The 22,020-nt window shown below is 72.1% G+C and carries 17 protein-coding genes; 8 read left to right on the top strand and 9 right to left on the bottom strand.

The genetic code is table 11. The features are described 5' to 3' along the window. The first annotated feature begins 39 nt into the window (after positions 1–39). The 3 genes from ABZ078_RS13525 (at position 40) to ABZ078_RS13515 (ending at position 3,464) form a co-directional block, all read left to right on the top strand. Positions 40–1,458, top strand: a complete 1,419-nt coding sequence (locus ABZ078_RS13525; protein ID WP_356574787.1) for a family 43 glycosylhydrolase — start codon at positions 40–42, stop codon at positions 1,456–1,458. An 88-nt stretch (positions 1,459–1,546) separates the two neighbouring features. Continuing rightward, the gene (locus ABZ078_RS13520; RefSeq protein ID WP_356574785.1) at positions 1,547–2,968 is read left to right on the top strand and encodes a family 43 glycosylhydrolase; all 1,422 of its coding nucleotides are present in this window, start codon (positions 1,547–1,549) and stop codon (positions 2,966–2,968) included. Positions 2,969–3,023: 55 nt separating this feature from the next. Next, positions 3,024–3,464 carry an SRPBCC family protein gene (locus tag ABZ078_RS13515; RefSeq protein WP_356574741.1) on the top strand — a complete coding sequence of 147 codons (441 nt, stop codon included), beginning with the start codon at positions 3,024–3,026 and terminating at the stop codon, positions 3,462–3,464. Positions 3,465–3,584: 120 nt separating this feature from the next. Here ABZ078_RS13515 and ABZ078_RS13510 read toward each other — a convergent pair whose 3' ends face one another. The 5 genes from ABZ078_RS13510 to ABZ078_RS13490 form a co-directional block, all read right to left on the bottom strand. Beyond that, positions 3,585–4,742: an XdhC/CoxI family protein gene (locus ABZ078_RS13510; RefSeq protein ID WP_356574740.1), complete on the bottom strand. Its 1,158-nt coding sequence runs from the start codon at positions 4,740–4,742 to the stop codon at positions 3,585–3,587. A gap of 50 nt (positions 4,743–4,792) precedes the next feature. Further along, positions 4,793–6,250, bottom strand: a complete 1,458-nt coding sequence (locus tag ABZ078_RS13505) for an NCS2 family permease (RefSeq protein WP_356574739.1) — start codon at positions 6,248–6,250, stop codon at positions 4,793–4,795. Positions 6,251–6,488: 238 nt separating this feature from the next. Beyond that, positions 6,489–8,873 carry a molybdopterin cofactor-binding domain-containing protein gene (locus tag ABZ078_RS13500; RefSeq protein ID WP_356574737.1) on the bottom strand — a complete coding sequence of 795 codons (2,385 nt, stop codon included), beginning with the start codon at positions 8,871–8,873 and terminating at the stop codon, positions 6,489–6,491. A gap of 2 nt (positions 8,874–8,875) precedes the next feature. Beyond that, the gene (locus ABZ078_RS13495; RefSeq protein ID WP_356574735.1) at positions 8,876–9,460 is read right to left on the bottom strand and encodes a (2Fe-2S)-binding protein; all 585 of its coding nucleotides are present in this window, start codon (positions 9,458–9,460) and stop codon (positions 8,876–8,878) included. Next, positions 9,460–10,350, bottom strand: a complete 891-nt coding sequence (locus ABZ078_RS13490; protein WP_356574733.1) for a xanthine dehydrogenase family protein subunit M — start codon at positions 10,348–10,350, stop codon at positions 9,460–9,462. Before ABZ078_RS13490 ends, ABZ078_RS13495 begins: the two co-directional genes overlap by 1 nt. A 380-nt stretch (positions 10,351–10,730) precedes the next feature. Here ABZ078_RS13490 and ABZ078_RS13485 point away from each other — a divergent pair, with 380 nt between their 5' ends. Next, positions 10,731–12,404: a PucR family transcriptional regulator ligand-binding domain-containing protein gene (locus ABZ078_RS13485; RefSeq protein ID WP_356574731.1), complete on the top strand. Its 1,674-nt coding sequence runs from the start codon at positions 10,731–10,733 to the stop codon at positions 12,402–12,404. Between the two features lie 153 nt (positions 12,405–12,557). Beyond that, the gene (locus tag ABZ078_RS13480) at positions 12,558–13,346 is read left to right on the top strand and encodes a hypothetical protein (RefSeq protein ID WP_356574729.1); all 789 of its coding nucleotides are present in this window, start codon (positions 12,558–12,560) and stop codon (positions 13,344–13,346) included. 167 nt (positions 13,347–13,513) lie between these two features. On the opposite strand, the gene ABZ078_RS13475 is transcribed toward ABZ078_RS13480, so the two are convergent. Continuing rightward, positions 13,514–14,356, bottom strand: coding sequence for an FCD domain-containing protein (locus tag ABZ078_RS13475; RefSeq protein WP_356574727.1), 843 nt, complete (start codon positions 14,354–14,356; stop codon positions 13,514–13,516). Between the two features lie 154 nt (positions 14,357–14,510). On the opposite strand from ABZ078_RS13475, the gene ABZ078_RS13470 reads away from it, so the two are divergent. Together ABZ078_RS13470 and ABZ078_RS13465 are read left to right on the top strand one after the other, a co-directional pair. Next, positions 14,511–15,362, top strand: coding sequence for a (2Fe-2S)-binding protein (locus ABZ078_RS13470; protein ID WP_356574725.1), 852 nt, complete (start codon positions 14,511–14,513; stop codon positions 15,360–15,362). 304 nt (positions 15,363–15,666) lie between these two features. Beyond that, entirely contained in the window at positions 15,667–16,704 is a 1,038-nt protein-coding gene (locus tag ABZ078_RS13465; protein WP_356574723.1) for a DUF2637 domain-containing protein, read from the top strand. A 131-nt stretch (positions 16,705–16,835) separates the two neighbouring features. On the opposite strand, the gene ABZ078_RS13460 is transcribed toward ABZ078_RS13465, so the two are convergent. Together ABZ078_RS13460 and ABZ078_RS13455 are read right to left on the bottom strand one after the other, a co-directional pair. Next, complete coding sequence (locus ABZ078_RS13460; RefSeq protein ID WP_356574721.1) at positions 16,836–17,288, bottom strand: ATP-binding protein; 453 nt, start codon at positions 17,286–17,288, stop codon at positions 16,836–16,838. A 797-nt stretch (positions 17,289–18,085) separates the two neighbouring features. Beyond that, the gene (locus ABZ078_RS13455) at positions 18,086–18,703 is read right to left on the bottom strand and encodes a hypothetical protein (RefSeq protein WP_356574719.1); all 618 of its coding nucleotides are present in this window, start codon (positions 18,701–18,703) and stop codon (positions 18,086–18,088) included. A gap of 240 nt (positions 18,704–18,943) precedes the next feature. Here ABZ078_RS13455 and ABZ078_RS13450 point away from each other — a divergent pair, with 240 nt between their 5' ends. Beyond that, positions 18,944–20,275, top strand: a complete 1,332-nt coding sequence (locus tag ABZ078_RS13450) for a helix-turn-helix transcriptional regulator (protein ID WP_356574717.1) — start codon at positions 18,944–18,946, stop codon at positions 20,273–20,275. A 23-nt stretch (positions 20,276–20,298) separates the two neighbouring features. On the opposite strand, the gene ABZ078_RS13445 is transcribed toward ABZ078_RS13450, so the two are convergent. Then, a complete protein-coding gene (locus tag ABZ078_RS13445; RefSeq protein WP_356574715.1) occupies positions 20,299–21,669 on the bottom strand; it encodes a protein phosphatase 2C domain-containing protein in 1,371 nt (456 codons plus the stop codon). Between the last annotated feature and the right edge of the window lie 351 nt (positions 21,670–22,020).

The raw sequence follows: 22,020 nt of genomic DNA, 5'->3' as shown, positions 1-22,020 counted from the left end.
CTCTGCGTGCTCACCGCGCTGCTGGCCCTGGTGGCGGCGATGCAACCGGCGTCCGCGGCGGAGGGCCGCCCGTACACCAACCCGCTGAAGTCGTTCAAGGGAGCCGATCCCTGGCTCCAGTACCACGACGGCAACTACTACCTGATCACCACGACGTTCACCGGCATCCTCGGCATCCGCAAGTCACCGACTCTGGCGGGCCTGGCCACCGCCCCCAACGTGCAGGTGTGGTCGGACACCACGCCGACGCGCAACACCAACGTCTGGGCACCGGAGATGCACCTGTTCAACGGCCGCTGGTACGTGTACTACTCGGCCGGACAGAGCGGCGTGCCCTGCTGCGACTCCCAGCGCACGCACGTGCTGGAGAGCGCCGGCACCGACCCGATGGGGCCGTACACCTACAAGGGCTCGCTCACCGGGTCCAACCTCGCGCCGGGCGGCTGGCTGATCGACGCGAGCGTGTTGCAGGCCAACGGCAGGCTGTACCTGCTCGGCAGCGGGTTCGTCAACGGCAGTACGCAGAGCCTGGTCATCGCGCCGCTGAGCAACCCGTACACCCTCGCGAGCCGCACGTTCACGGTCATCTCCAGCCCGACCCTGGACTGGGAGCGCTCCGGCAGCCCGGTCAACGAGGCCCCGGAGCCGCTCTACCGCAACGGCCGCACCTTCCTGACGTACTCCGCGAGTTCCTGCCAGACCGCCGACTACAAGCTCGGCCAGCTGGAGCTGACCGGATCCGACCCGCTCAACCCCGCCTCCTGGACGAAGAAGCAGACCCCGGTCTTCCAGCGCCATGACGCCGGCGGCGTCTACGCCCCCGGCCACAACGGCTTCTTCACCTCGCCCGACGGCACCGAGAACTGGATCGTCTACCACGCCAACTCCTCGGCGAACGGCGGCTGCGGCAACGGACGGACCACCCGCGCCCAGAAGTTCACCTGGAACGCCGACGGCACCCCGAACTTCGGCACCCCCGTCGCCCTCGGCACCACCCTGCCCGGCCCGTCGGGCGAGACGGCCGCGACGCCGACGGCGTACACCCTCGTCAACCGCAACAGCGGCAAGTGCCTGGACGTGAACGGCGGCAACTCGGCCGACGGCACGAACATCCTCCAGTGGACCTGCAACGGCGGCGCCAACCAGAAGTGGCGGATCGAGGACCTCGGCGACGACACCAACCGGCTGGTCAACGTCGCCACCGGCAAGGTCATGGACACCGCCGGGTGCTCCGCCGCCGACGGCGCCGACATCCAGCAGTGGTCCTGGCTGAACAACAAGTGCCAGCGCTACCGCCTCGTCCACACCGCGAGCGGCGACCACGTCCGGATCGTCAACGAGTCCACCGGCAAGGTCGCCGACGTCGCCGACTGCTCCACCGCGAACGGCGCCGACGTACGGCAGTGGACGTGGCTGAACAACAACTGCCAGCAGTGGCGCCTCGTGCCCACGACCTGATCCCCCGTCCCTCCCCCTCCCTCCCCGGTTCGCTCCCCCTCCCGCCTCCTGGAGAACTCCCTTGAGACGCATAGCCACCCGGCTGCTCATGGCCGTCCTCGTCGGCCTCGCGGCCTGCCTGGTGGGCCCGGCCCCCGCCGCCCAGGCCGCCGTACCCGCCTCCCCCGCCGTGACGTACACCAACCCGATCGCGGAGAAGCGGGCCGACCCGCACATCTTCAAACACACCGACGGCTACTACTACTTCACCGCGACCGTCCCCGAGTACGACCGCATCGTGCTGCGCCGGGCGACCACCATCCAGGGCCTGAGGACGGCCCCCGAGACCACCATCTGGACCAAGCACTCCAGCGGTGTGATGGGCGCGCACATCTGGGCGCCGGAGATCCACTTCATCGACGGCAAGTGGTACGTCTACTTCGCCGCCGGGGCCACCAACGACGTGTGGGCGATCCGCATGTACGTCCTGGAGGGCACCGGCGCCAACCCGCTGACCGCCACCTGGACGGAGAAGGGGCAGATCAAGACCCAGTGGGAGAGCTTCTCGCTGGACGCCACCACCTTCGTCGTGAACGGCGTGCGCTATCTGTCCTGGGCCCAGCGCGACCCGTCCGTGAACAACAACACCGACATCTACCTCGCGAAGATGGCCAACCCCTGGACCATCACCGGCACCCCGGTGATGCTGTCGCGGCCCACCTACTCCTGGGAGACCGTCGGCTACAAGGTCAACGAAGGCCCGGCGGTGATCCAGCGCGGCGGCAAGGTGTTCATGTCGTACTCGGCGAGCGCCACCGACAGCAACTACTGCCTGGGCCTGCTGTCCGCCTCCGCGAGCGCCAACCTGCTCAACGCGGCCAGCTGGACGAAGAGTCCGACGCCGGTCTTCACCAGCAACGCGGCCACCGGCCAGTACGGTCCGGGCCACAACTCCTTCACCGTCTCCGAGGACGGCAAGAGCGACATCCTCGTCTACCACGACCGCAACTACAAGGACATCACCGGCGACCCGCTCAACGACCCCAACCGCCGCACCCGCGTCCAGAAGCTGTACTGGAAGGCCGACGGCACCCCCGACTTCGGCATCCCGGTGGCCGACGGCGTGACGCCGCAGCGCTTCTCCTCGTACAACTTCGCGGACCGCTTCATCCGGCACTGGGAGTACCGCGCCAGGATCGAGCCCAACGTCGCCCCGCTCGCGGACTCGCAGTTCCGCGTCGTGACCGGCCTGGCCGGCAGCGGCACGGTGTCGCTGGAGTCGGCCAACTTCCCCGGCTACTACCTGCGGCACAAGAACTTCGAGGTGTGGCTGGAGAGGAACGACGGCTCGGCGCAGTTCAAGGCCGACGCGAGCTTCCACCAGCGGGCCGGGCTGTCCGACCCGGCAGGGGTGTCGTACGAGTCGTACAACTTCCCCGGGCGCTACGTCCGGCACTACGAGTACCTGGTGCAGGTACAGGCGTTGAGCACGGCGACGGACCGGGCGGACGCCACGTTCTACGCCCAATGAGAGGTCGGTGAGGGGGGACCGGCGACGACCGGGCCGCATTCCCTAAGATCGGCATGTGGCCGACTTCCTGCTCGAACGCACGGTTCCGCTCCCTCTGGAGGAGGCGTGGCGCCGCCTGACCGAGTGGCACCGCCACGCCCAGGCGGTGCCCCTGACCCGCGTCCGGGTCACCCCGCCCGGACCGACGCGCGAGGGCACGGTCGTCCTGGCCCGTACGGGCATCGGCCCGCTCTCCTTCGACGACCCGATGGAGGTCACGGTGTGGCGGCCGCCCGGTACGGACACCCCCGGCCTGTGCAGGCTGGAGAAGCGCGGACGGCTCGTGACGGGCTGGGCCGAGATCGAGGTGCTGCCGGGGCCGGGCGGCCGCTCACGCGTGCTGTGGCGGGAGGAACTGGGGGTGCGGGGACTGCCGAGGCTGCTCGACGGCGGGCTGGAACGCGCCGGACGCCATCTGTTCGGGCGCGCGGTCAACCGGCTGCTGAGGCGCGCGTGAGGGCTGCCGAACGGGCGGGCCGGGAGGACCGCTTCGCCCGGGGAGCCGGCTTCCGGGGCGTCGGCGCCCCCTAGGGCCTGTCGTTTGGATCATGCCGGCGTCGCGGGGCCCGGCAGGTCCTCAGGCCACCGACCCGATCCGCCCCGCCGGCCCGGGCGTCGACGTCGTGTCGTGGTGGATCGGCGTGTGGGCCCCGGTCAGTGAGACGCCGCTGCCGCCGCGCCGGGCGGCGACGATCTCCGAGGCGATCGACAGGGCCGTCTCCTCCGGCGTGCGGGCGCCGAGGTCCAGGCCGATCGGCGAGCGCAGCCGGGCCAGCTCCAGGTCCGTCACGCCGACGTCCCTGAGCCTGTCGTTGCGGTCGAGGTGGGTCCGGCGCGAGCCCATGGCGCCCACGTACGCCACCGGCAGCCGCAGGGCGAGCTGGAGCAGCGGCACGTCGAACTTGGCGTCGTGGGTGAGGACGCACAGGACGGTCCGGCCGTCGACCTCCGTGCGCTCCAGGTAGGTGTGCGGCCACTCGACGACGATCTCGTCCGCCTCCGGGAAGCGGGCCTTCGTCGCGAAGACCGGGCGGGCGTCGCAGACCGTCACGTGGTAGTTCAGGAACTTGCCGATCCGTACCAGTGCCGACGCGAAGTCGATCGCGCCGAAGACGATCATCCGGGGCGGCGGGACCGACGACTCGACGAGCACCGTGAGCGGGGCTCCGCAGCGCGAGCCCTGTTCGCCGATCTCCAGGGTGCCGGTGCGGCCCGCGTCGAGGAAGGCGCCCGCCTCCGCCGCGACCGTGCGGTCCAGTTCGGGATGGGCGCCGAAGCCGCCCTCGCGGGAGCCGTCGGGGCCGACCAGCAGGGCGCGGCCCATCAGCTCGGCGGGGCCCCGCACGACCCGCGCCACCGCGGCGGCCTGCCCGCTCGCGGCCGCCCGCAGCGCGGACGCGAGCACCGGGCGGGCCGGGTCGGCGGCGCGCACCGGCGTGACCAGGATGTCGATGACGCCCCCGCAGGTCAGGCCGACCGCGAAGGCGTCCTCGTCGCTGTAGCCGAAGCGTTCCAGGACCGTCTCGCCGTCCTGGAGCGCCTGCCGGCACAGCTCGTACACCGCGCCCTCCACACAGCCGCCGGACACCGAGCCGATCGCCGTGCCGTCGGCGTCCACCGCGAGCGCGGCGCCGGGCTGGCGGGGCGCGCTGCCGCCGACCGCCACCACGGTGGCCACGGCGAAGTCACGTCCCTGCTCGACCCACCGGTGCAGCTCTGCGGCGATGTCCAGCATCTGTCGGTCTCCTTAACAGCGGTTGTGGGGAGGGCTGTCGCGTCACCTGCTCAGTGCACGCCCATCCAGCTCTCCAGGGGATTGAGGGCGAAGAAGACAAGGAAGATACCTGTCAGGGCCCACATGAACGCCCCGATCTCCCGTGCCTTGCCCTGAGCGATCTTGATGGCGACGTAACTGATGACACCGGCCGCGACACCGGCTGTGATCGAGTACGTGAACGGCATGATGACGACCGTGAGGAACACCGGGATCGCGGTGGCCCGGTCCGCCCAGTCCACGTGCCGCGCGTTCATCATCATCATGGCACCGATCACCACCAGCGCCGCCGCCGCGACCTCGCCCGGGACGATCGCCGTGAGCGGCGTGAAGAACAGGCACGCCGCGAAGAACAGGCCGGTGACGACCGAGGAGAGGCCCGTACGGGCACCCTCGCCGACGCCCGTCGCCGACTCGACGAACACCGTCTGGCCCGAGGCGCCGGACACGCCGCCGATCGCGCCGCCCGCGCCGTCGATGAACAGCGCCTTGGACAGGCCCGGCATCCGGCCCTTGTCGTCGGCCAGCTTGGCCTCGGTGCCCACGCCGATGATCGTCGCCATCGCGTCGAAGAACCCGGCGAGCACCAGGGTGAACACGATCATGCCGACCGTCATCGCGCCGACCTCGCCCCAGCCGCCGAACTCGACGTTGCCGAAGATCGAGAAGTCGGGCATGGAGACGGCGCTGCCGTGCAGTTCGGGAGCGCCGCTGGCCCACTGCTTGGGGTCGATGACGTCCAGTGCGTTGAGGGCGACGGCGAGGACGGTGCCGCCGACGATGCCGATCAGGATCGCGCCGGGGACGCCGCGCGCCTGGAGCATGAAGATCGCGAGGAGGGTGACCGCGAAGAGCAGGACGGGCCAGCCGGCCAGTTCACCGGCCGGGCCGAGGGTGACGGGGGTCGCCTCGCCCTGGTGCACGAAGCCGGCCTTGTAGAAGCCGATCAGCGCGACGAAGAGGCCGATGCCCATGGTGATGGCGTGCTTGAGCGCGAGCGGGATGGCGTTCATGATCATCTCGCGCAGGCCGGTGACGACCAGCAGCATGATGACCACGCCGTACATCACGCACATGCCCATGGCCTGCGGCCAGGTCATCTGCGGGGCGACCTGCGAGGCGAGCACGCCGGAGACGGACAGGCCGGCGGCGAGCGCGAGCGGCACCTTGCCGAAGAAGCCCATCAGCAGCGTGGTGAGGGCCGCCGCGAACGCGGTCGCGGTGATCAGGGCCTTCTGGGCGAGCGTGTCCCCGGCCGCGTCCTTGCCGGACAGGATCAGCGGGTTGAGCAGGAGGATGTACGCCATCGCCATGAAGGTGGTGACGCCGCCGCGCACCTCGCGCGCGACCGTGGATTCTCTCTTGGATATGTGGAAGTACCGGTCGAGCCACGACCTGCCGGCCGGGACGCGGGTGCCTTCTCCCGCGTCGTCGGCTGCGGTCGTCGGCTCCAGTGACTGCTGGGTCATGTGGGCCTACTCCCAAGGTTCATAGGGGCACCCGCATCAGGACCCTGGCGGGCTGCGGGATTTGGGAAGGTGCTTCGGCCGCACGACCCGGGGGACGGCCCGAGGCGAACGAATGGGATCTGTAGCACTGGTACCTGCTCTCGAACCGCCGCGAGCGGTGCGGCGGTCGAGTACTCCGGGCGGCGCGGCGGAGTGTGTGACGTTCCCAGCGCCGCCCGGAGGGACTTACGGGTTTCCCTTACGCCGTACCGGTGAGGTGCTCCGGCCGTACCGGCGTCCGGTTCAGCTCCAGCCCGGTCGCGTTCCGGATCGCCGCGAGGACGGCCGGGGTCGAGGACAGGGTGGGAGCCTCGCCGATGCCGCGCAGCCCGTACGGGGCGTGGTCGTCGGCGAGTTCGAGCACGTCGACGGGGATGGTCGGCGTGTCGAGGATCGTGGGGATGAGGTAGTCGGTGAAGGACGGGTTCCTGACCTTCGCCGTCTTCGGGTCGACGATGATCTCCTCCATGACCGCCACGCCGAGACCCTGGGTCGTACCGCCCTGGATCTGGCCGATGACGGACAGCGGGTTGAGCGCCTTGCCGACGTCCTGGGCGCAGGCCAGCTCGATGACCTTCACCAGGCCGAGCTCGGTGTCGACCTCGACGACGGCGCGGTGCGCGGCGAAGGAGTACTGGACGTGGCCGTTGCCCTGGCCGGTGCGCAGGTCGAAGGCCTCGGTGGGGCGGTGCCGCCACTCGGCCTCGACCTCGACGGCCTCGCCTTCGAGGACGTCCACCAGGTCGGCGAGGACCTCGCCGCCGTCGGTGACCACCTTGCCGCCCTCCAGGAACAGCTCGGCGGTGGCCCAGGCCGGGTGGTAGGAGCCGAACTTGCGGCGCCCGAGCTCCAGCACCTTCTCCCGGACCAGCTCGCAGGAGTTCTTCACGGCGCCACCGGTGACGTACGTCTGCCGGGAGGCGGACGTCGAGCCGGCGCTGCCCACCTGCGTGTCCGCCGGGTGGATCGTCACCTGCGTGACGCCCAGCTCGGTGCGGGCGATCTGCGCGTGGACGGTGACACCGCCCTGGCCGACCTCCGCCATGGCGGTGTGCACGGTCGCGACCGGCTCACCGCCGACGACCTCCATGCGCACCTTGGCGGTGGAGTAGTCGTCGAAGCCCTCGGAGAAGCCGACGTTCTTGATGCCGACCGCGTAGCCGATGCCGCGGACGACGCCTTCGCCGTGCGTGGTGTTGGACAGGCCGCCCGGCAGCTGCCGTACGTCCGCGCCCTCGCTGGACTCCCACTGGCGCTCCGGCGGCAGGGGCATCGCCTTGACGCGGCGCAGGAGTTCGGCGACCGGCGCCGGGGAGTCGACGGGCTGGCCCGTCGGCATGATGGTCCCCTGCTCCATCGCGTTGAGCCGGCGGAACTCCACCCGGTCCATGCCGACGGCGTCGGCGAGCTTGTCCATCTGCGCCTCGTAGGCGAAGCACGCCTGGACCGCGCCGAAGCCGCGCATGGCGCCGCAGGGCGGGTTGTTGGTGTAGAGGGCGAGGGCCTCGATGTCGACGTCGTCGACCACGTAGGGGCCGATCGACAGCGAGGAGGCGTTGCCGACGACCGCGGGGGAGGCGGAGGCGTACGCGCCGCCGTCCAGCACGATGCGGCACTTCACGTGGGTGAGCTTGCCGTCCTTCGTGGCGCCGTGCTCGTAGTACAGCTTGGCGGGGTGGCGGTGGACGTGCCCGAAGAAGGACTCGAACCGGTTGTAGACGATCTTGACCGGCTTGCCCGTGCGCAGCGCCAGCAGACAGGCGTGGATCTGCATCGACAGGTCCTCGCGACCGCCGAAGGCGCCGCCGACGCCGGACAGCGTCATCCGGACCTTGCTCTCGGGCAGGCCGAGGACGGGCGCGATCTGCCGCAGGTCGCTGTGCAGCCACTGGGTGGCGATGTAGAGGTGGACGCCGCCGTCCTCGTCCGGCACCGCGAGACCCGACTCGGGGCCGAGGAAGGCCTGGTCCTGCATGCCGAAGGTGTACTCGCCCTTGACGACGAAGTCGGCCTTCCTGGCGGCCTCCTCGGCGTTGCCGCGGATGATCGGCTGGCGGTGCACGATGTTCGGGTGCGGGACGTGACCGCAGTGGTGGTCGTCGCGGTTCTCGTGGATGAGGATCGCGTCCGGGGCGGTCGCGGAGGCCTCGTCGGTGATGACCGGCAGCTCGCGGTACTCGACCTTGATCTTCGCGGCGGCGCGGCGGGCCGTCTCCGGGTGGTCGGCGGCGACGATCGCGACCGGCTCACCGTGGTGGCGTACCTTGCCGTGCGCGAGGACCGGGGTGTCCTGGATCTCCAGGCCGTAGTTCTTCACGTCGGTCGGCAGGTCGTCGTACGTCATGACGGCGTAGACGCCCGCCATGGCGAGGGCCTCGCTCGTGTCGATGGACACGATCTCGGCGTGGGCGACCGTGGAGCGCAGGATCTGCCCCCAGAGCATGTCCTCGTGCCACATGTCGGACGAGTACGCGAACTCGCCGGTGACCTTGAGGGTGCCGTCCGGGCGGAGGGTGGACTCACCGATGCCGCCCTTGGTCTTGGAACCCTGGGTGATTTTGGTGGGAGCGCCGTTGGCGGGCATGCTCAGACCCCCTCGGACTGCCGGGCGGCCGCGAGGCGGACCGCGTCCATGATCTTCTCGTAGCCGGTGCAGCGGCACAGGTTGCCCGACAGCGCCTCGCGGATGTCCGCGTCGGTCGGGTTCGGGTTGCGCTCCAGCATCTCGTCGGCGGCGACCAGCAGTCCCGGCGTGCAGAAGCCGCACTGCACGGCGCCGGCGTCGATGAACGCCTGCTGGATCGGGGAGAGTTCGGTGCCCTCACCGGTTAGCGAGTCCTGCCCCTTGGCCGACCAGCCCTGGGCGTCCTGCACGGACGTACCGCAGGCACCGGAGGCGCAACCGCCGCCTTCGGCACGCTGCTTGGCGTAGTCCGCGAGCCCCTCGACGGTCACGACCTCCCGGCCCTCGACCTGACCGGCGGCGACCAGGCACGAACACACCGGCACGCCATCCAGCCGGACCGTGCAGGAACCGCACTCGCCCTGCTCGCAGGCGTTCTTGGAACCCGGCAGACCCAGCCGCTCGCGCAGCACGTACAGCAGGCTCTCGCCCTCCCAGACGTCGTCGGCTTCCTGCGGACGTCCGTTGACGGTGAAGTTGACGCGCATCACGCAGCTCCCTCGGTGGCGCGGCGGGCGCCGCGGTACGACTCCCAGGTCCAGGTCAGCGTGCGGCGGGCCATGATGCCGACCGCGTGGCGGCGGTAGCTCGCCGTGCCCCGGACGTCGTCGATCGGGTTGCAGGCGGCGGAGCACAGGTCCGCGAACTGCTTGGCGACCGACGGGGTGATGATCTTTCCGTTGTCCCAGAAGCCGCCCTCTTCGAGCGCCGCGTTCAGGAACTCCTCGGCCGCCTTCGCCCGCACGGGCGTGGGCGCGGCCGAGCCGATGCCGGTGCGGACCGTGCGGGTCTCGGGGTGCAGCGCGAGGCCGAAGGCGCACACGGCGATGACCATGGCGTTGCGGGTGCCGACCTTGGAGTACTGCTGCGGTCCGTCGGCCTTCTTGATGTGCACGGCCCGGATGAGCTCGTCGGCGGCGAGCGCGTTGCGCTTCACGCCGGTGTAGAACTCGTCGATCGGGATACGGCGGCTGCCGCGCACCGACTCGACCTCGACCTCGGCGCCGGCCGCCAGCAGGGCGGGGTGGGCGTCGCCGGCCGGGGAGGCGGTGCCGAGGTTGCCGCCGACTCCGCCGCGGTTGCGGATCTGCGGGGAGGCGACCGTGTGCGAGGCCAGGGCGAGGCCCGGCAGCTCGGCGCGCAGCCGGTCCATGATCTCGCTGTACGGGACGGAGGCGCCGAGCCGCACGCTGTCCTCGCCGACCTCCCACTCGTAGAGGTCGCCGACGCGGTTCAGGTCGAGGAGGTACTCGGGCCGGCGGTGGTCGAAGTTGATCTCGACCATCACATCGGTGCCACCCGCAATCGGCACAGCGGTGGGGTGCTCGGCCTTTGCGGCGAGCGCCTCCTCCCAGCTGGCGGGGCGAAGGAAGTCCATGACCGGCTCTCTTCTTCTTCGTCTCGTGGGTCGTACGGTTTGAGCCAGATCTGGTGCGGCGAGCCCGGCTCGTTCATGTGCTGTTCACGCGGATTGACGTCAGTACACAGCGCGGTGCTCCACCGGGGTCAGTCACGGAAACCATGAAGGAGTTGGCTGGCCAGCGAGGTCATCTTGTAGATTCGTATGAACGGAGGTCACCAGTAACCTCCCCGTTTTTCCGTGGAAACGTGAGACACACCCCTTGTGACCAGGGACACAGCCGGGACGCACCCCGGCGGACGGAGGTCACCGCTCACCGGTCCGCAGGCCGGGCCCGCTCACCACACGAGCCACTGGATCCATCGTAGATTTCGAGACAAAGAACGGCGGCGACGAGAATGCGGCTGCGCGCACTGCTGGACACCGACGCGCTGGGCCTCAGGCTGCTCGGCGGCGAGGACGAGCTGGACCGCACCGTCCGCGGTGTGATGACCACCGACCTCAGGGACCCCAGCCGCTACCTCTCGGGCGGTGAACTGGTGCTCACCGGGCTGGCCTGGCGCCGCGACGCCGCGGACTCCGAGCCGTTCGTACGCATCCTGGCGCAGGCCGGTGTGGCCGCGCTGGCGGCCGGCGAGGCCGAGCTCGGGGATGTGCCGGACGACCTGGTGCTGGCCTGCGCCCGCCACCGGCTGCCGCTGTTCGCGGTGCACGAGTCGGTGGCGTTCGCGACGATCACCGAGCATGTCGTGCGGCAGGTCAGCGGTGAGCGGGCCGGGGACCTCGCGGCCGTCGTCGACCGGCACCGCCGGATGATGACGTCGGGCCCCGCGGGCGGCGGTCCGGACGTGGTCCTCGACCTCCTCGGCTCCGACCTGGACCTGCGGGCATGGGTGCTGTCACCGACCGGGCGGCTCATCGCGGGTTCGAAGGTGGCGGGCCCGGCGCTGCCCGCCGACCTGTGCGCGAGGCTGGCGGCGGAACAGCTGACGGCCGCCCGCACGGGCCGCCGCGGCCCGCACCGGGTGTCCCTCGGCGGCACGCCGTACTCCCTGTTCCCGATCCGCAGCAGCGGCCGCTCCCCGCAGGCGGCGCGCGACGTGCGCGAGACGGTGCTGTCGGACTGGCTGCTGGCCGTGGACGCGGACGCGAGCGACTGGCCCGAGGAGCGGCTCGACCTCCTCCAGGGCGTCACGCAGCTGATCGCGGTGGAACGGGACCGCAGGGACGCGGCGCGTACGGTCCGCCGCCGCCTCGCGCAGGAGGTCCTGGAACTGGTCCAGACGGGCGCGGCGCCCGCCGAGATCGCCGCGCGCCTGCGGGTCGCCGCGCCGGTGCTGCTGCCCGGCCTCGGGGCGGCGCCGCACTGGCAGGTGGTCGTCGCCCGCGTGGAGTGGGAGGGCGGGGACATCGAGGCGGGCCCGGTCGCCCAGTCCCTGCTGGAGGAGATCCTGGTCGACCCGCTCGCGACCGGCCCGGAACCCTCCGACCGCATCGCCGTGGCCCACACGGGCGACGAGGCCATCGCCCTGGTCCCCCTCCCGGCGGTCTCGTCGGAGCACGACGGCTCCGAGGCGGGGATCCTCGCCGACGCGCTCCTGGAGTCGGTCCGCGGCCCGCTGTCGGCGGGCCTGGACGACGACGGCCGGGTCACGCTCGGCGTGAGCGCGGCCGTGCACTCGGCGGAGGGTCTGCGCGGCGCCCTGGAGGAGGCCCGCCACGCCCGCCGGGTGGCGGCGGCGCGCACCGGCCGGGTCTGCGCGGCCGGCCACCAGGAGCTGGCCTCGCACGTGCTGCTGCTCCCCTTCGTCCCCGACGACGTACGCCGGGCGTTCACGGCCCGCCTCCTGGACCCCCTGCGCGACTACGACCGCCGCCACCGCGCCGAGCTGATCCCGACCCTGGAGGCGTTCCTGGAGTGCGACGGCTCCTGGACGCGCTGCGCGACCCGGCTGCACCTGCACGTCAACACGCTGCGCTACCGGGTCGGGCGGATCGAGCAGTTGACGAGCCGGGACCTCTCCCGACTGGAGGACAAGCTGGACTTCTTCTTGGCATTGCGGATGAGTTGAGCCGGTGCGGGCCCTCGGGCGGATGGCACCAAGTGCCGCCGCTGTCCCACGACTTTGTGAAATCCTTCACCCACCCTCTTGGCCGGGCGCTCCGATTCGTGCTGAGATGCCGCCACCACTCAACAGCTCGATGGCGTGCTCGGGGAGGGCAACGTGGCGCATACCGCCATGTCTGGTAACGGAACGACCGCCGGCGACGATCCACTCCAGACCGCGGTATGGCGGCTGCGCTCACGCGCCTGCTGGGCGGACGCGGCGGCCCTGCTCCAGCCGGTCACCGCGCAGGCCGCGCTCCAGCGGGCCGCGCTGCTGGTGGAGCGGTGTCTGTACACCGAGCAGGGCTGGGAGGACGCCGAGGACGCGCTGCGCACGGCCGAGGCGCTCGCCCACAGTGACGAGGAGCGGGGAGCGGCCGCTTGTGAACGCGGGCAACTTGCGTATGCGGCGACCCTGCACTCGGTGCGCGACCGGGCCGACGAGGCGCGGGCGGCGCTGGGGCGGGCGGCGGCGCTGATCGCTCCGGGGGCGGCGGGGCGGGCGTTGCTGGACTTCCGGCGGGGGTTGCTGGCGGAGAACCTGGCGCGCTCCCCGCAGGCGGCGCGGGCGGCCTACCGCAGGGCCCACGCGGGCGCGACGGCCCATGCCGACCCCCTGCTGCTGTCCTTCACCTGGCGCCACCTGGCCGGACTGGCGCTGCGGGACGGCGAGTTGGCGGAGGCTCGGCACGGCTTCGCCGAATCCCTGCGGATCCGCGAGGAGTTGGGGTACCTGGTGGGTACGGCCCCCGCCCTGGTGTCCCTGGCCGAGACGGAGACCGAACCGGAGGCATCACGACTGCGCGAGGAGGCTCGCCGCCTGTTCCGCCTGCTGGGCGGCGTCCCCACGTGGCTGTCCCGCCAACTGGCCCCGGCACCTCCGGCGGCGGGGGCGGCCACGGCGTGACGCGGGGCCGGAGTTCGCGCCCGCCACTCCCCGGGGCCCCAGGACCCCCAGACCCCCGCTTTCGGCCCTGAACGGACCTCGTCCTCAAACGCCGGACGGACCGGATCGCCTGGACCGGCGCCAGGGACGGGACCGAACGGCGTTCTGGAGACAGCCGGCCGCACCCGTCACCGCGCCCCCGCGAAGTGCTCCCCCACCAACGACCGCACCACGTCCTCGTCGCCCGCGATCAACGCGTCCAGGAGCGCCGTGTGTTCCGCCGCGTCGGCGATGAGGTCGGCGTGGCCGCGGGGGAACGGGCGGGCTGGTCTCACCAGGGGCCACTGGGCGCGTCGGTGCAGGTCGTCGGCGATCTGGACGAGTTGGTCGTTGCCGCACAGGGACAGCACGGCGCGATGGAAGGTGCGGTCCGATTCCGCGTACGTCGCCCGGCAGCCGGTCGACGCCGCGCGCACCGTCGCCTCGGCCAACGGGCGTAGTTCCGCCCAGCGTTCGCCGGGGACGCTGCGGGCGAGGCGGAGCATCACCGGGACCTCGATCAGGGCGCGGACCTCGGCCAGTTCGGCCAGCTCCCGGGCGCCGCGCTCGACCACCCGGAACCCCCGGTTGGGGACGACCTCCACGGCGCCCTCCAGCGTGAGCTGCTGCATGGCCTCGCGGACCGGCGTCGCGGAGACGCCGAAGCGTTCGCCGAGGGCGGGGGCGGAGTACACCGCGCCGGGAGTCAGCTCGCCGGTGACGAGCGCGGTGCGCAGGGCGTCGAGGATCTGTCCCCGCACCGAGGCCCGCTGGACGACCGGCCGGGGCCGTGGGATGGGCTGCTCGCTGTGGGTGTGCTCACCACGGACCGTCGGCGCCGGGGCCGCCTGGCCGAGGTCCACGTCCGTGGCCGGCGCGACCCGGCCCTGCGGCGGCACCCGCGGCGGTCCCGGACGGTGGTCCGGCGCGTCCGGCATCTCCGGTACCTGCGGAGTCCCCGTGGCCGCGGAGCCCTGCGCGCCCTGCTTCACGGGTCCTCCTGCGGATGTGTCGACACTTGGGGTCATTACTGCGGGTTGTTACTCACCCGTCAAGCACCATAGGCGCAGAACTCGACAGTTCAAACCACGGCGATCTCAGGTAAGGTAAGCCTTACCTTCAAACCTCGCGGATCGGCGGTCCAGCATGCCCGTGCCCCCCTCGGCCCTCACGGACGCGTACACCCGTCTCGCCGAGGTCCTGCCGGGGCTCGGCATCACCCAGCCGGCCGGCGACGAGCAGCTCCCGCGGCACGACGGCTGGGTCGCCGTCGCCGCCCTCGCGGAGGGCGGTACGGGTCTCGACACCTTCCTGGCCTGGGACGACGCACAGGTACGGCGCGACTACGGACAGCCCGGACGCCCCGACGTCATCGCGAGCTTCGGCCTCCACCGCTACGCCTGGCCCGCCTGCCTGCTGATCACCGTGCCCTGGTTCCTGCTGCGCCGCGTCCCCCGCTACCCCGTGACGCATGTCTCGTACGACCGCACGGCCCCCGGACTCTCCATGGGCCGCCTGGCCGTCCGCCCCGCGTCCTTCGCCTGCCTCCCCGGCGACCCGGCGGCCACGCTGCCCGGCGCCAGGGTCGTCCCCGACGAGGAGGCGCTGCGCGCGGAGGTGCGGGCCGCCGTCGCCGAGCACCTCGAACCCGTCCTCGCCGGCTTCGGACCCCGGATGCGGCGGCGCGGACGCGCCCTGTGGGGCATGGCGACGGACGAGGTCGTGGAGGGTCTGTGGTACGTCGCCCACCTGCTCGGGGGCAGCGAGCAGGAGCGGGCGCGGCATGAGCTGGAGCTGCTGCTGCCGGGCGCGACGAAGCCGTACGTCGGCTCGGCCGCCTTCCGTGAACTCACCGGTCCGAACGGCGAGTCGCTGCCCACCCGGGACCGGGCGAGCTGCTGCATGTTCTACACACTGCGTCCCGAGGACGCCTGCGCCACCTGCCCCCGCACCTGCGACGCGGAGCGGGTCACCAAGCTTCTGGCCGCCGCCAGTTGAGGCACCCTCAGATCCGGGCGTACCGCGCCGTGCCGTAAGATCACTCGCGAGCGCGACACCCGTGGCGGTTACCGGCGTTTCACAATTTCCTCACTCAGCACGGGAACTTTTCGTGGAACCACCCGTACGGGTAGTGTTGTTCGAACTCAACTCCCGCCCCTCAAGCGGCAGTTCGAGCAGAACGTCGCCCTGAGCATCCCCTTGCACTTCCTTGGCGGCCTCTTGCCCCGAAACCCCCTGAGGGCCGGTGGGATTGGGCCACTATGGCGGGCGTTACGCCCTATCCCAATGCAAGGGACCCCAGATGAGATTGACCGACATATCGCTGAACTGGCTACTTCCGGGCGCCGTCCTGCTCCTGGGCCTGCTGGCGGCGATAGCGGTGCTGCGGCGCGGGAAGGCCTCGGGGAAGGACACGAGCGCGGACGACTCGTGGGAGCGCAGCGAGGAACGCCGCAGGCGCAAGGAGGCCCTGTACGGCACCGTCTCCTACGTCCTGCTGTTCTGCTGTGCGGCGGTGGCCGCCGCGCTCTCCTTCCATGGCCTGGTCGGCTTCGGTGAGCAGAACCTCGGCCTCTCCAACGGCTGGCAGTATCTGGTGCCGTTCGGCCTCGACGGCGCGGCGATGTTCTGCTCCGTGCTCGCCGTGCGGGAGGCCAGCCACGGTGACGCGGCGCTCGGCTCCCGGATACTCGTGTGGACGTTCGCGTTCGCCGCGGCCTGGTTCAACTGGGTGCACGCGCCCAGGGGCGTCGGCCACGACGGCGCCCCCCACTTCTTCGCCGGCATGTCCCTGTCGGCGGCGGTGCTGTTCGACCGGGCGCTGAAGCAGACCCGCCGGGCCGCCCTGCGCGAGCAGGGCCTGGTGCCCAGACCCCTCCCGCAGATCCGGATCGTCCGCTGGCTGCGGGCGCCCCGCGAGACCTACCGGGCCTGGTCGCTGATGCTCCTGGAGGGCGTGCGCAGCCTGGACGAGGCGGTCGACGAGGTGCGCGAGGACAAGCGGCAGAAGGACGAGGCCCGGCTGCGCCGGCGCGAGCAGCAGCGCATGGAGCGCGCCCAGCTGAAGGCCATCAGCCGGGGCCACCGGGGCTTCGTCGGCCGGGGCGCCGGACGACAGGCCGAGCCACAGGCGCTGGAGCGCGCCGAGCGCGTCACCGCGGAGCCTGCCATATCCACGCCGGAGCAGCTGCCCGTGCGCGCGCGTCCGTCATTGCAGCCCGTTCGCACCGGTTCTGATCCGGTCACCGTCGACCTCACCGCGGAGGACGACACCATGGCGCTGCCGCGGCTCGACTCCCTGGAGCGCAAGCTCAAGGACCTGGAGCAGCAGTTCGGCTGAGGCCGAGGACGCCTCTCATCCACGGCAAGGGGCGCGACCCGGGTTTCGGGTCGCGCCCCTTCGCGTTCGCGCCGCAGTGAGGCACGCGCGCGTCGAACGCCGTACGTCCTACGACGCACAGCGCTCCCTCGTCACGCGGCACCCGCGTCGAGTTCGAACCACACCGCCTTCCCCACGCCGTGCGCCCGCACCCCCCAGGCGTCCGCGAGGGACTGGACCAGGAACAGCCCTCTGCCGTGCGTACCGTCGTCGGCGTTCGGTACGCGCAGTCTGGGCCGGCGGGTCACGAAGTCCCTCACCTCCACCCTGAGTCCGTGCGGTCCGACGGTGGCCGTCAGGACCGCGTCACGGTCGGTGTGGACGAGCGCGTTGGTGACCAGCTCGCTGGTGAGCAGTTCGGCCACGTCCGACCGTCCGGGCCTCCCCCAGTGCCGTAACAGCTCGCGCAGCGCCCTGCGAGTCTCGGGTACGGCCCGCAGGTCCGCCCGCCCGAGTCTGCGCCTGAGCTGAGACGTCCGCGCGTGTTCCCCGGCGCCGGCGGCTTCGTCCTCCGCCGTCTCCACCGAGGAGGCCCCGACCACCATGGGACCGCCTCCCCATGCCTGCCTCTTCATGACCCCCGCCCGCGTGCCGATGTCGGTACCCCCTGCTCGAACACGTTCACGGGAACCATTTCCCAGTGGGACCGGCGCCAGTCATGTCGAGTCGGCAACGACCGGGTGTTCGGCCACGATGGGATCGGCGCACGCCGGGTGCACGCATACCGGAACGTCACCGTCCGGGCGCCCCGGAGGCGCCCATTCCCGTGACCGAACCGTGTCGGCCACCGGCGAGGAGGTCCGGTCGGCGGGCGAGGCACGGTTCCGGGAAGGGGAGGCGAGACGGTCCGGCCGTTCCTGGAGGAGGTGGCCGACCAGGGCGGTTCGGCACGGCTCGGAGCCGGCCCGCGAGGCGCCGCCCTGACCACCTGGGATCGGCGCGGCTACGGATTCGGCCCTGCCGACGCGACCGTACCGGCCACAGGCACGCGGACGGCGCGACACAGCGTCGAGAGCTGACGAAGCGTCGGCACGGCGGTCGCCAAAAGTGGCCGGAACTCGCTTGTCCAGCCCACGGCGCCCGCGGTTCCGATGCGCCTGATCTTGTGGCTCCGCGTGGGACGTTCTCGGCGGGCAGGACGCCGTCCGCGCCGTTCTTCGCCTCCCATGCCTTCGGCTCCTTCCGGAAGCCGGCGGTGAGGTCACGCGCAGTCCGGCTGCCAGGGCGGAGCGGCGGCCCGGACGACGGGCGGCGAGTGGTGCCGTGGAGGGTGCGGGGCCGCCCGTCCGACCCCCGTCCGGGTGGGCGGCCCCGCTGGTGTGGTGGTGCGGTGGTGCGGTGGTCAGTAGAGCTTGTCGACCGCGGTCGTGGTCGTCTTCTTGAAGGCCTTCACCGGCGCGTTCGTGAAGTCGCCCATCTGCCCCCAGCGCACGACGGTGACGGTGCCGCCGTCCCGGCCGACGGAGGTGAGGTTGATGTCCATCGCGCCCCACGAGGCGCGGGTGTGCACGCCGTGGACGCGGGCGCCCTCCTCCACCGGCAGGCTGCCGTAGCTCCGGTACTCGGCCTCGATCTCCGGGTCGGCGTCGCTGCGCAGCGCACAGCGCCGGACCTCCTTGTCGAGGCGCGTGGCGAGGGCCTTGGCCTTGGCGCTGTCGCCGACGACGACGGTGAGCTGCTGGGCGTTCGTCTCCAGTTCGGTGCGGAACGCGCGGTAACGGGAGTCGTAGGCGAGCAGCGCGTCGCCGAAGCAGTACCGCATCTCCTCGGGGACGCCGTCGGTGACCTTGTCGGCGATCCAGCCCGAGGAGGGGTGCGGCGGAAGTTCGGACGCCGACAGGAACTTCGGCGCGGGCGCCTTCGTCGCGGCGCCGGCCGGTGCGGCGGCGAGTGCGGTGCCTGCGGCGAGGCCCGCGACGACGAGTGCGGTGAGCGCGCCTGCTCGGGTGAGCTTGGGCATGGGTGTCCCCCCGTGGATGGTGGATGCGATGAGTGCGTGGACGATCGAACGTCGGGACACCGACGCCGGATGGTCCGTCCGGCCTGGTCGGTGCGACACCAAGAGCATCAGCCGTCACGGGCACCGGACGCAACCGCCGACGCCCGATCCGCCCCGGTGGAACCATCCCAGCCCTTGTGACGTGCAGGTACAGGGAGTGCCTGGGATGCCGTCCAGGGACGGGGAGGACGTGGGAGAACCGTGTCGGAAGAACAGGACGACGATGTCCGGGAGTTCGCGTCGTCGCTCAGGCGCCTGAAGGACCGCACCGACCGCAGCTACGGTCAGCTGGCCCGCCGCCTGGACATGAACACCTCGACGCTGCACCGCTACTGCGCGGGTGACGCGGTCCCCCTCGACTTCGCGCCCGTGGAACGCTTCGCCGCGCTGTGCCGGGCGACGCCGGAGGAGCGGCTGGAGCTGCACCGGCTGTGGATCCGGGCGGTGGCGGCACGCCGACGGGCGCGTACGGCGACTCCCGGCACGGCGACTCCCGGCACGGCGACCTCCGGCACGACGCCGTCCGCTGTGGCGCCTTCTCCCTCGGTGGTTCCCGCCACGGCGGACGACTCCCCCGCGGCTGAGGAGCCGGCCCACGGCGCACCTCCCCGCCGCCCCTGGTACCGCCGCCGGCGCCTCCTGGTCGCCGCGGCCGCGGCGACCGCGCTCCTCGCCACGCTGGGCAGCCTCTCCGCCCTGCCGGACGACCGTCCCCGGGCGAGGGGATCCGTCCAGGGCGCCGATCCGTCCCGTACGACCGAGGCGGGCACTCCCCGTCCGACGGCGACCGGGTCTCCGAGCCCCTCCCCCACCCCGCCGTCCCCGTCGGCGGGCCCCTCGAAGAAGCCCTCGGCTCAGCCGACCGCGACCGGCGACAGCCCCTCGAAGGACACCGGCGAGAAGCAGCCCGTGACCGGCGTGCCGCTCACCTGGAGCGCCGACTCCCATGTGTGGCAGGCCGGTTGCGGCCACGACTACGTCATCGCCAAGCCCCCGCAGCAGGTGCCCCCGCCGCCCGTCCCGCAGTACGCCGGGACCTGGGCGGCGACCCAGAACGCGGTGCACGGCGGGCAGACGATGGTGAAGATCACCGTGCAGGGGCGGTCGTCCACGGCCGTCGTCCTGGAGGCCCTCCGGGTCCGCGTCGTCGGCCGCTCGGCGCCCTTCGAGGGCACGTCCTACGCCATGGACCACGGCTGCGGCGGCGCGCTGACGCCCCGCTACTTCGACGTCGACCTGGACAAGGACCGGCCCATCGCCCGCCCGACCGACGGCAACGACACGGGCACCCCGATCCCCGCGATGCGGCTGCCCTACCGGGTGTCCGCCGAGGACCCGGAGGTGCTGCTGGTCACCGCGCAGACGAAGACCTGCGACTGCAGCTGGTACCTCGAACTGGACTGGTCCTCCCAGGGCCGCACCGGCACGGCCCGCATCGACGACCACGGCCGGCCGTTCCGTACGACGAGCATCCAGGAGCTGCCCAGGTACATGTACGACACCTCGGCGCGCGCATGGGTGCCGTACACCTGAGCCGTACACCGCCGCGGGCGGCCTCACGCCTCCCAGACGGCGGCGGCCGTACGGTCGTCGGCGTACCCCTTGACCCGGACCTGGGCGTCGGCGAGGAAGGCGGCGAGGCCGGGCGGCTCGGGCGCCGACCACCGTCCGGTGAGGTAGGCGGCGAGGTCGGGTTCGCCGCGCAGGGGGTCGGCGAGGCCGCCGGTGCACATCAGGAGGGTGTCTCCGGGGCGGGCCACCGAGGCGCGGAAGCGGAAGGGCTCGCGGGGCGCTTCGGGGGCCGGGTCGTAGGGGCTCGGGGGTGTGGCGATGCCGAGGTCCATGGTGAGGCGGTCGCCCTCGGGGGTCTCGGCGGGTGGCGAGCCGAAGCCGACGACGGGGTCGCCGGTGGCGTCGGTGACGCGGGGCTCGATGTCCTGCCATTCGCCGTCCCGCAGCCGGAAGAGTCCGCCGGTGCCGACGCCGAAGAAGACGCGGGTACGGCACCCGGCGTCGGCGGGCAGGAGCAGGCAGCGCAGGGTCACCGCGTACTCCTCCGGTTCGATGCCCTGTTCGACGGCGCTGGCGCGGAGTCTGCCGAGGCTGCGGTCGGTGAGGCGGTGCAGCCCGGACTTGAGGTCGCCGCGCCGTGCGGCCCTGGTGTCCTCCGCGAGCCTCGGGTGGCTGCGGCCGACGGCCCTGCCGATCCAGTGACAGGCCTGGGCCGCGGCGCGATGCGCGTTCGGGGTGGCTCGGGCGCCGGTGGCCATCGCCACCAGGACCAGGGCGTGGTCGCCGGCGCCGAAGCGGGCGGTGAGCAGGGAGTCGCGGCGGGGTTCTCCCCGGTAGCGGGCGGAGTCGCCGCGCAGGGAGACGGCCCGCAGGGTGCAGGCACCGTAGTGGGCGCCGTCGAGGACGGTGTCGGCGACCAGGTCGTCGAGGTCGTCGGGGTCCGCGGGCGGGAGGGCGGTGGGTTCCGCGGCGTAGGTGGGCGGGCCGTTGCCGACGTAGTCGAGGGGGGTCGGGGGGACGGCGGGCAGGTCCGCGTGGGTGGCGGTGTGTACGGGCGGGGTGGTGGGCGGCGAGGTTGTGGGCGGCGGATCTCTGGGCGGCGGCGTGGCGGAGCGGGGTTCGGCCTCGGTCTCCGGCGGCGTGTGCTCCTGGGGTGCCTTCACCGTGAAGCCCGGTGGCCTCGGCAGGCCCGCCGGGAAGGTCGACAGCTGCTCCGCGGCGGCCGTGCCGACTCGCGGCGGGGGAACCTCGGCGCCCGTGCCGGGCACCCCGTTCACCGTCCCGGCCGCCGAGGCGAACCGGTCGTCCAGTGAGTCGGGCGCCGTCGTCGGGCCCGTGTCCCCGGTGGCGTCACCGTACAACTGCCCCCACCAGTCGTCCTCCTGACCGGTGGGCCTTCCCCCCTGCTGGCTCATGCCCCCAATTGTCCACCGCACGGGCCCGATGAAAACGGGGCATCCGGAAAATCCGACCCGCTGCACCACGCCGAAAGCGGCGTGTCGGGTGAGGAGTTGAACAGTCATGCGAAACGGGCGGCACAGGTCGCCGGGCGGTCCCACCCCCCACGGGAGAACCGCCCGGCGACTGCCGGGTGACCCGGGCCCCGATCCCCTTCGCGCGCTCAGCGCACGTCGTGGGCCCGGGTCACGATCTGGGTGACCTACGGGTGCTCACCCGACCCCGTCCTCCGGCAGCGTGTACCGCGGGAGCGGCACAGGTATGCCTCCCGAGACCCAAGTAGGGCAAAGGGGGCGGTGGTCGAAGCT

It is taken from the genome of Streptomyces sp. NPDC006385 (genome assembly GCF_040612485.1).
Classification (GTDB): Bacteria; Actinomycetota; Actinomycetes; order Streptomycetales; family Streptomycetaceae; genus Streptomyces.
Note: the sequence above shows the minus strand (reverse complement) of the source record. Positions and strands in the feature narration are given on the sequence as shown.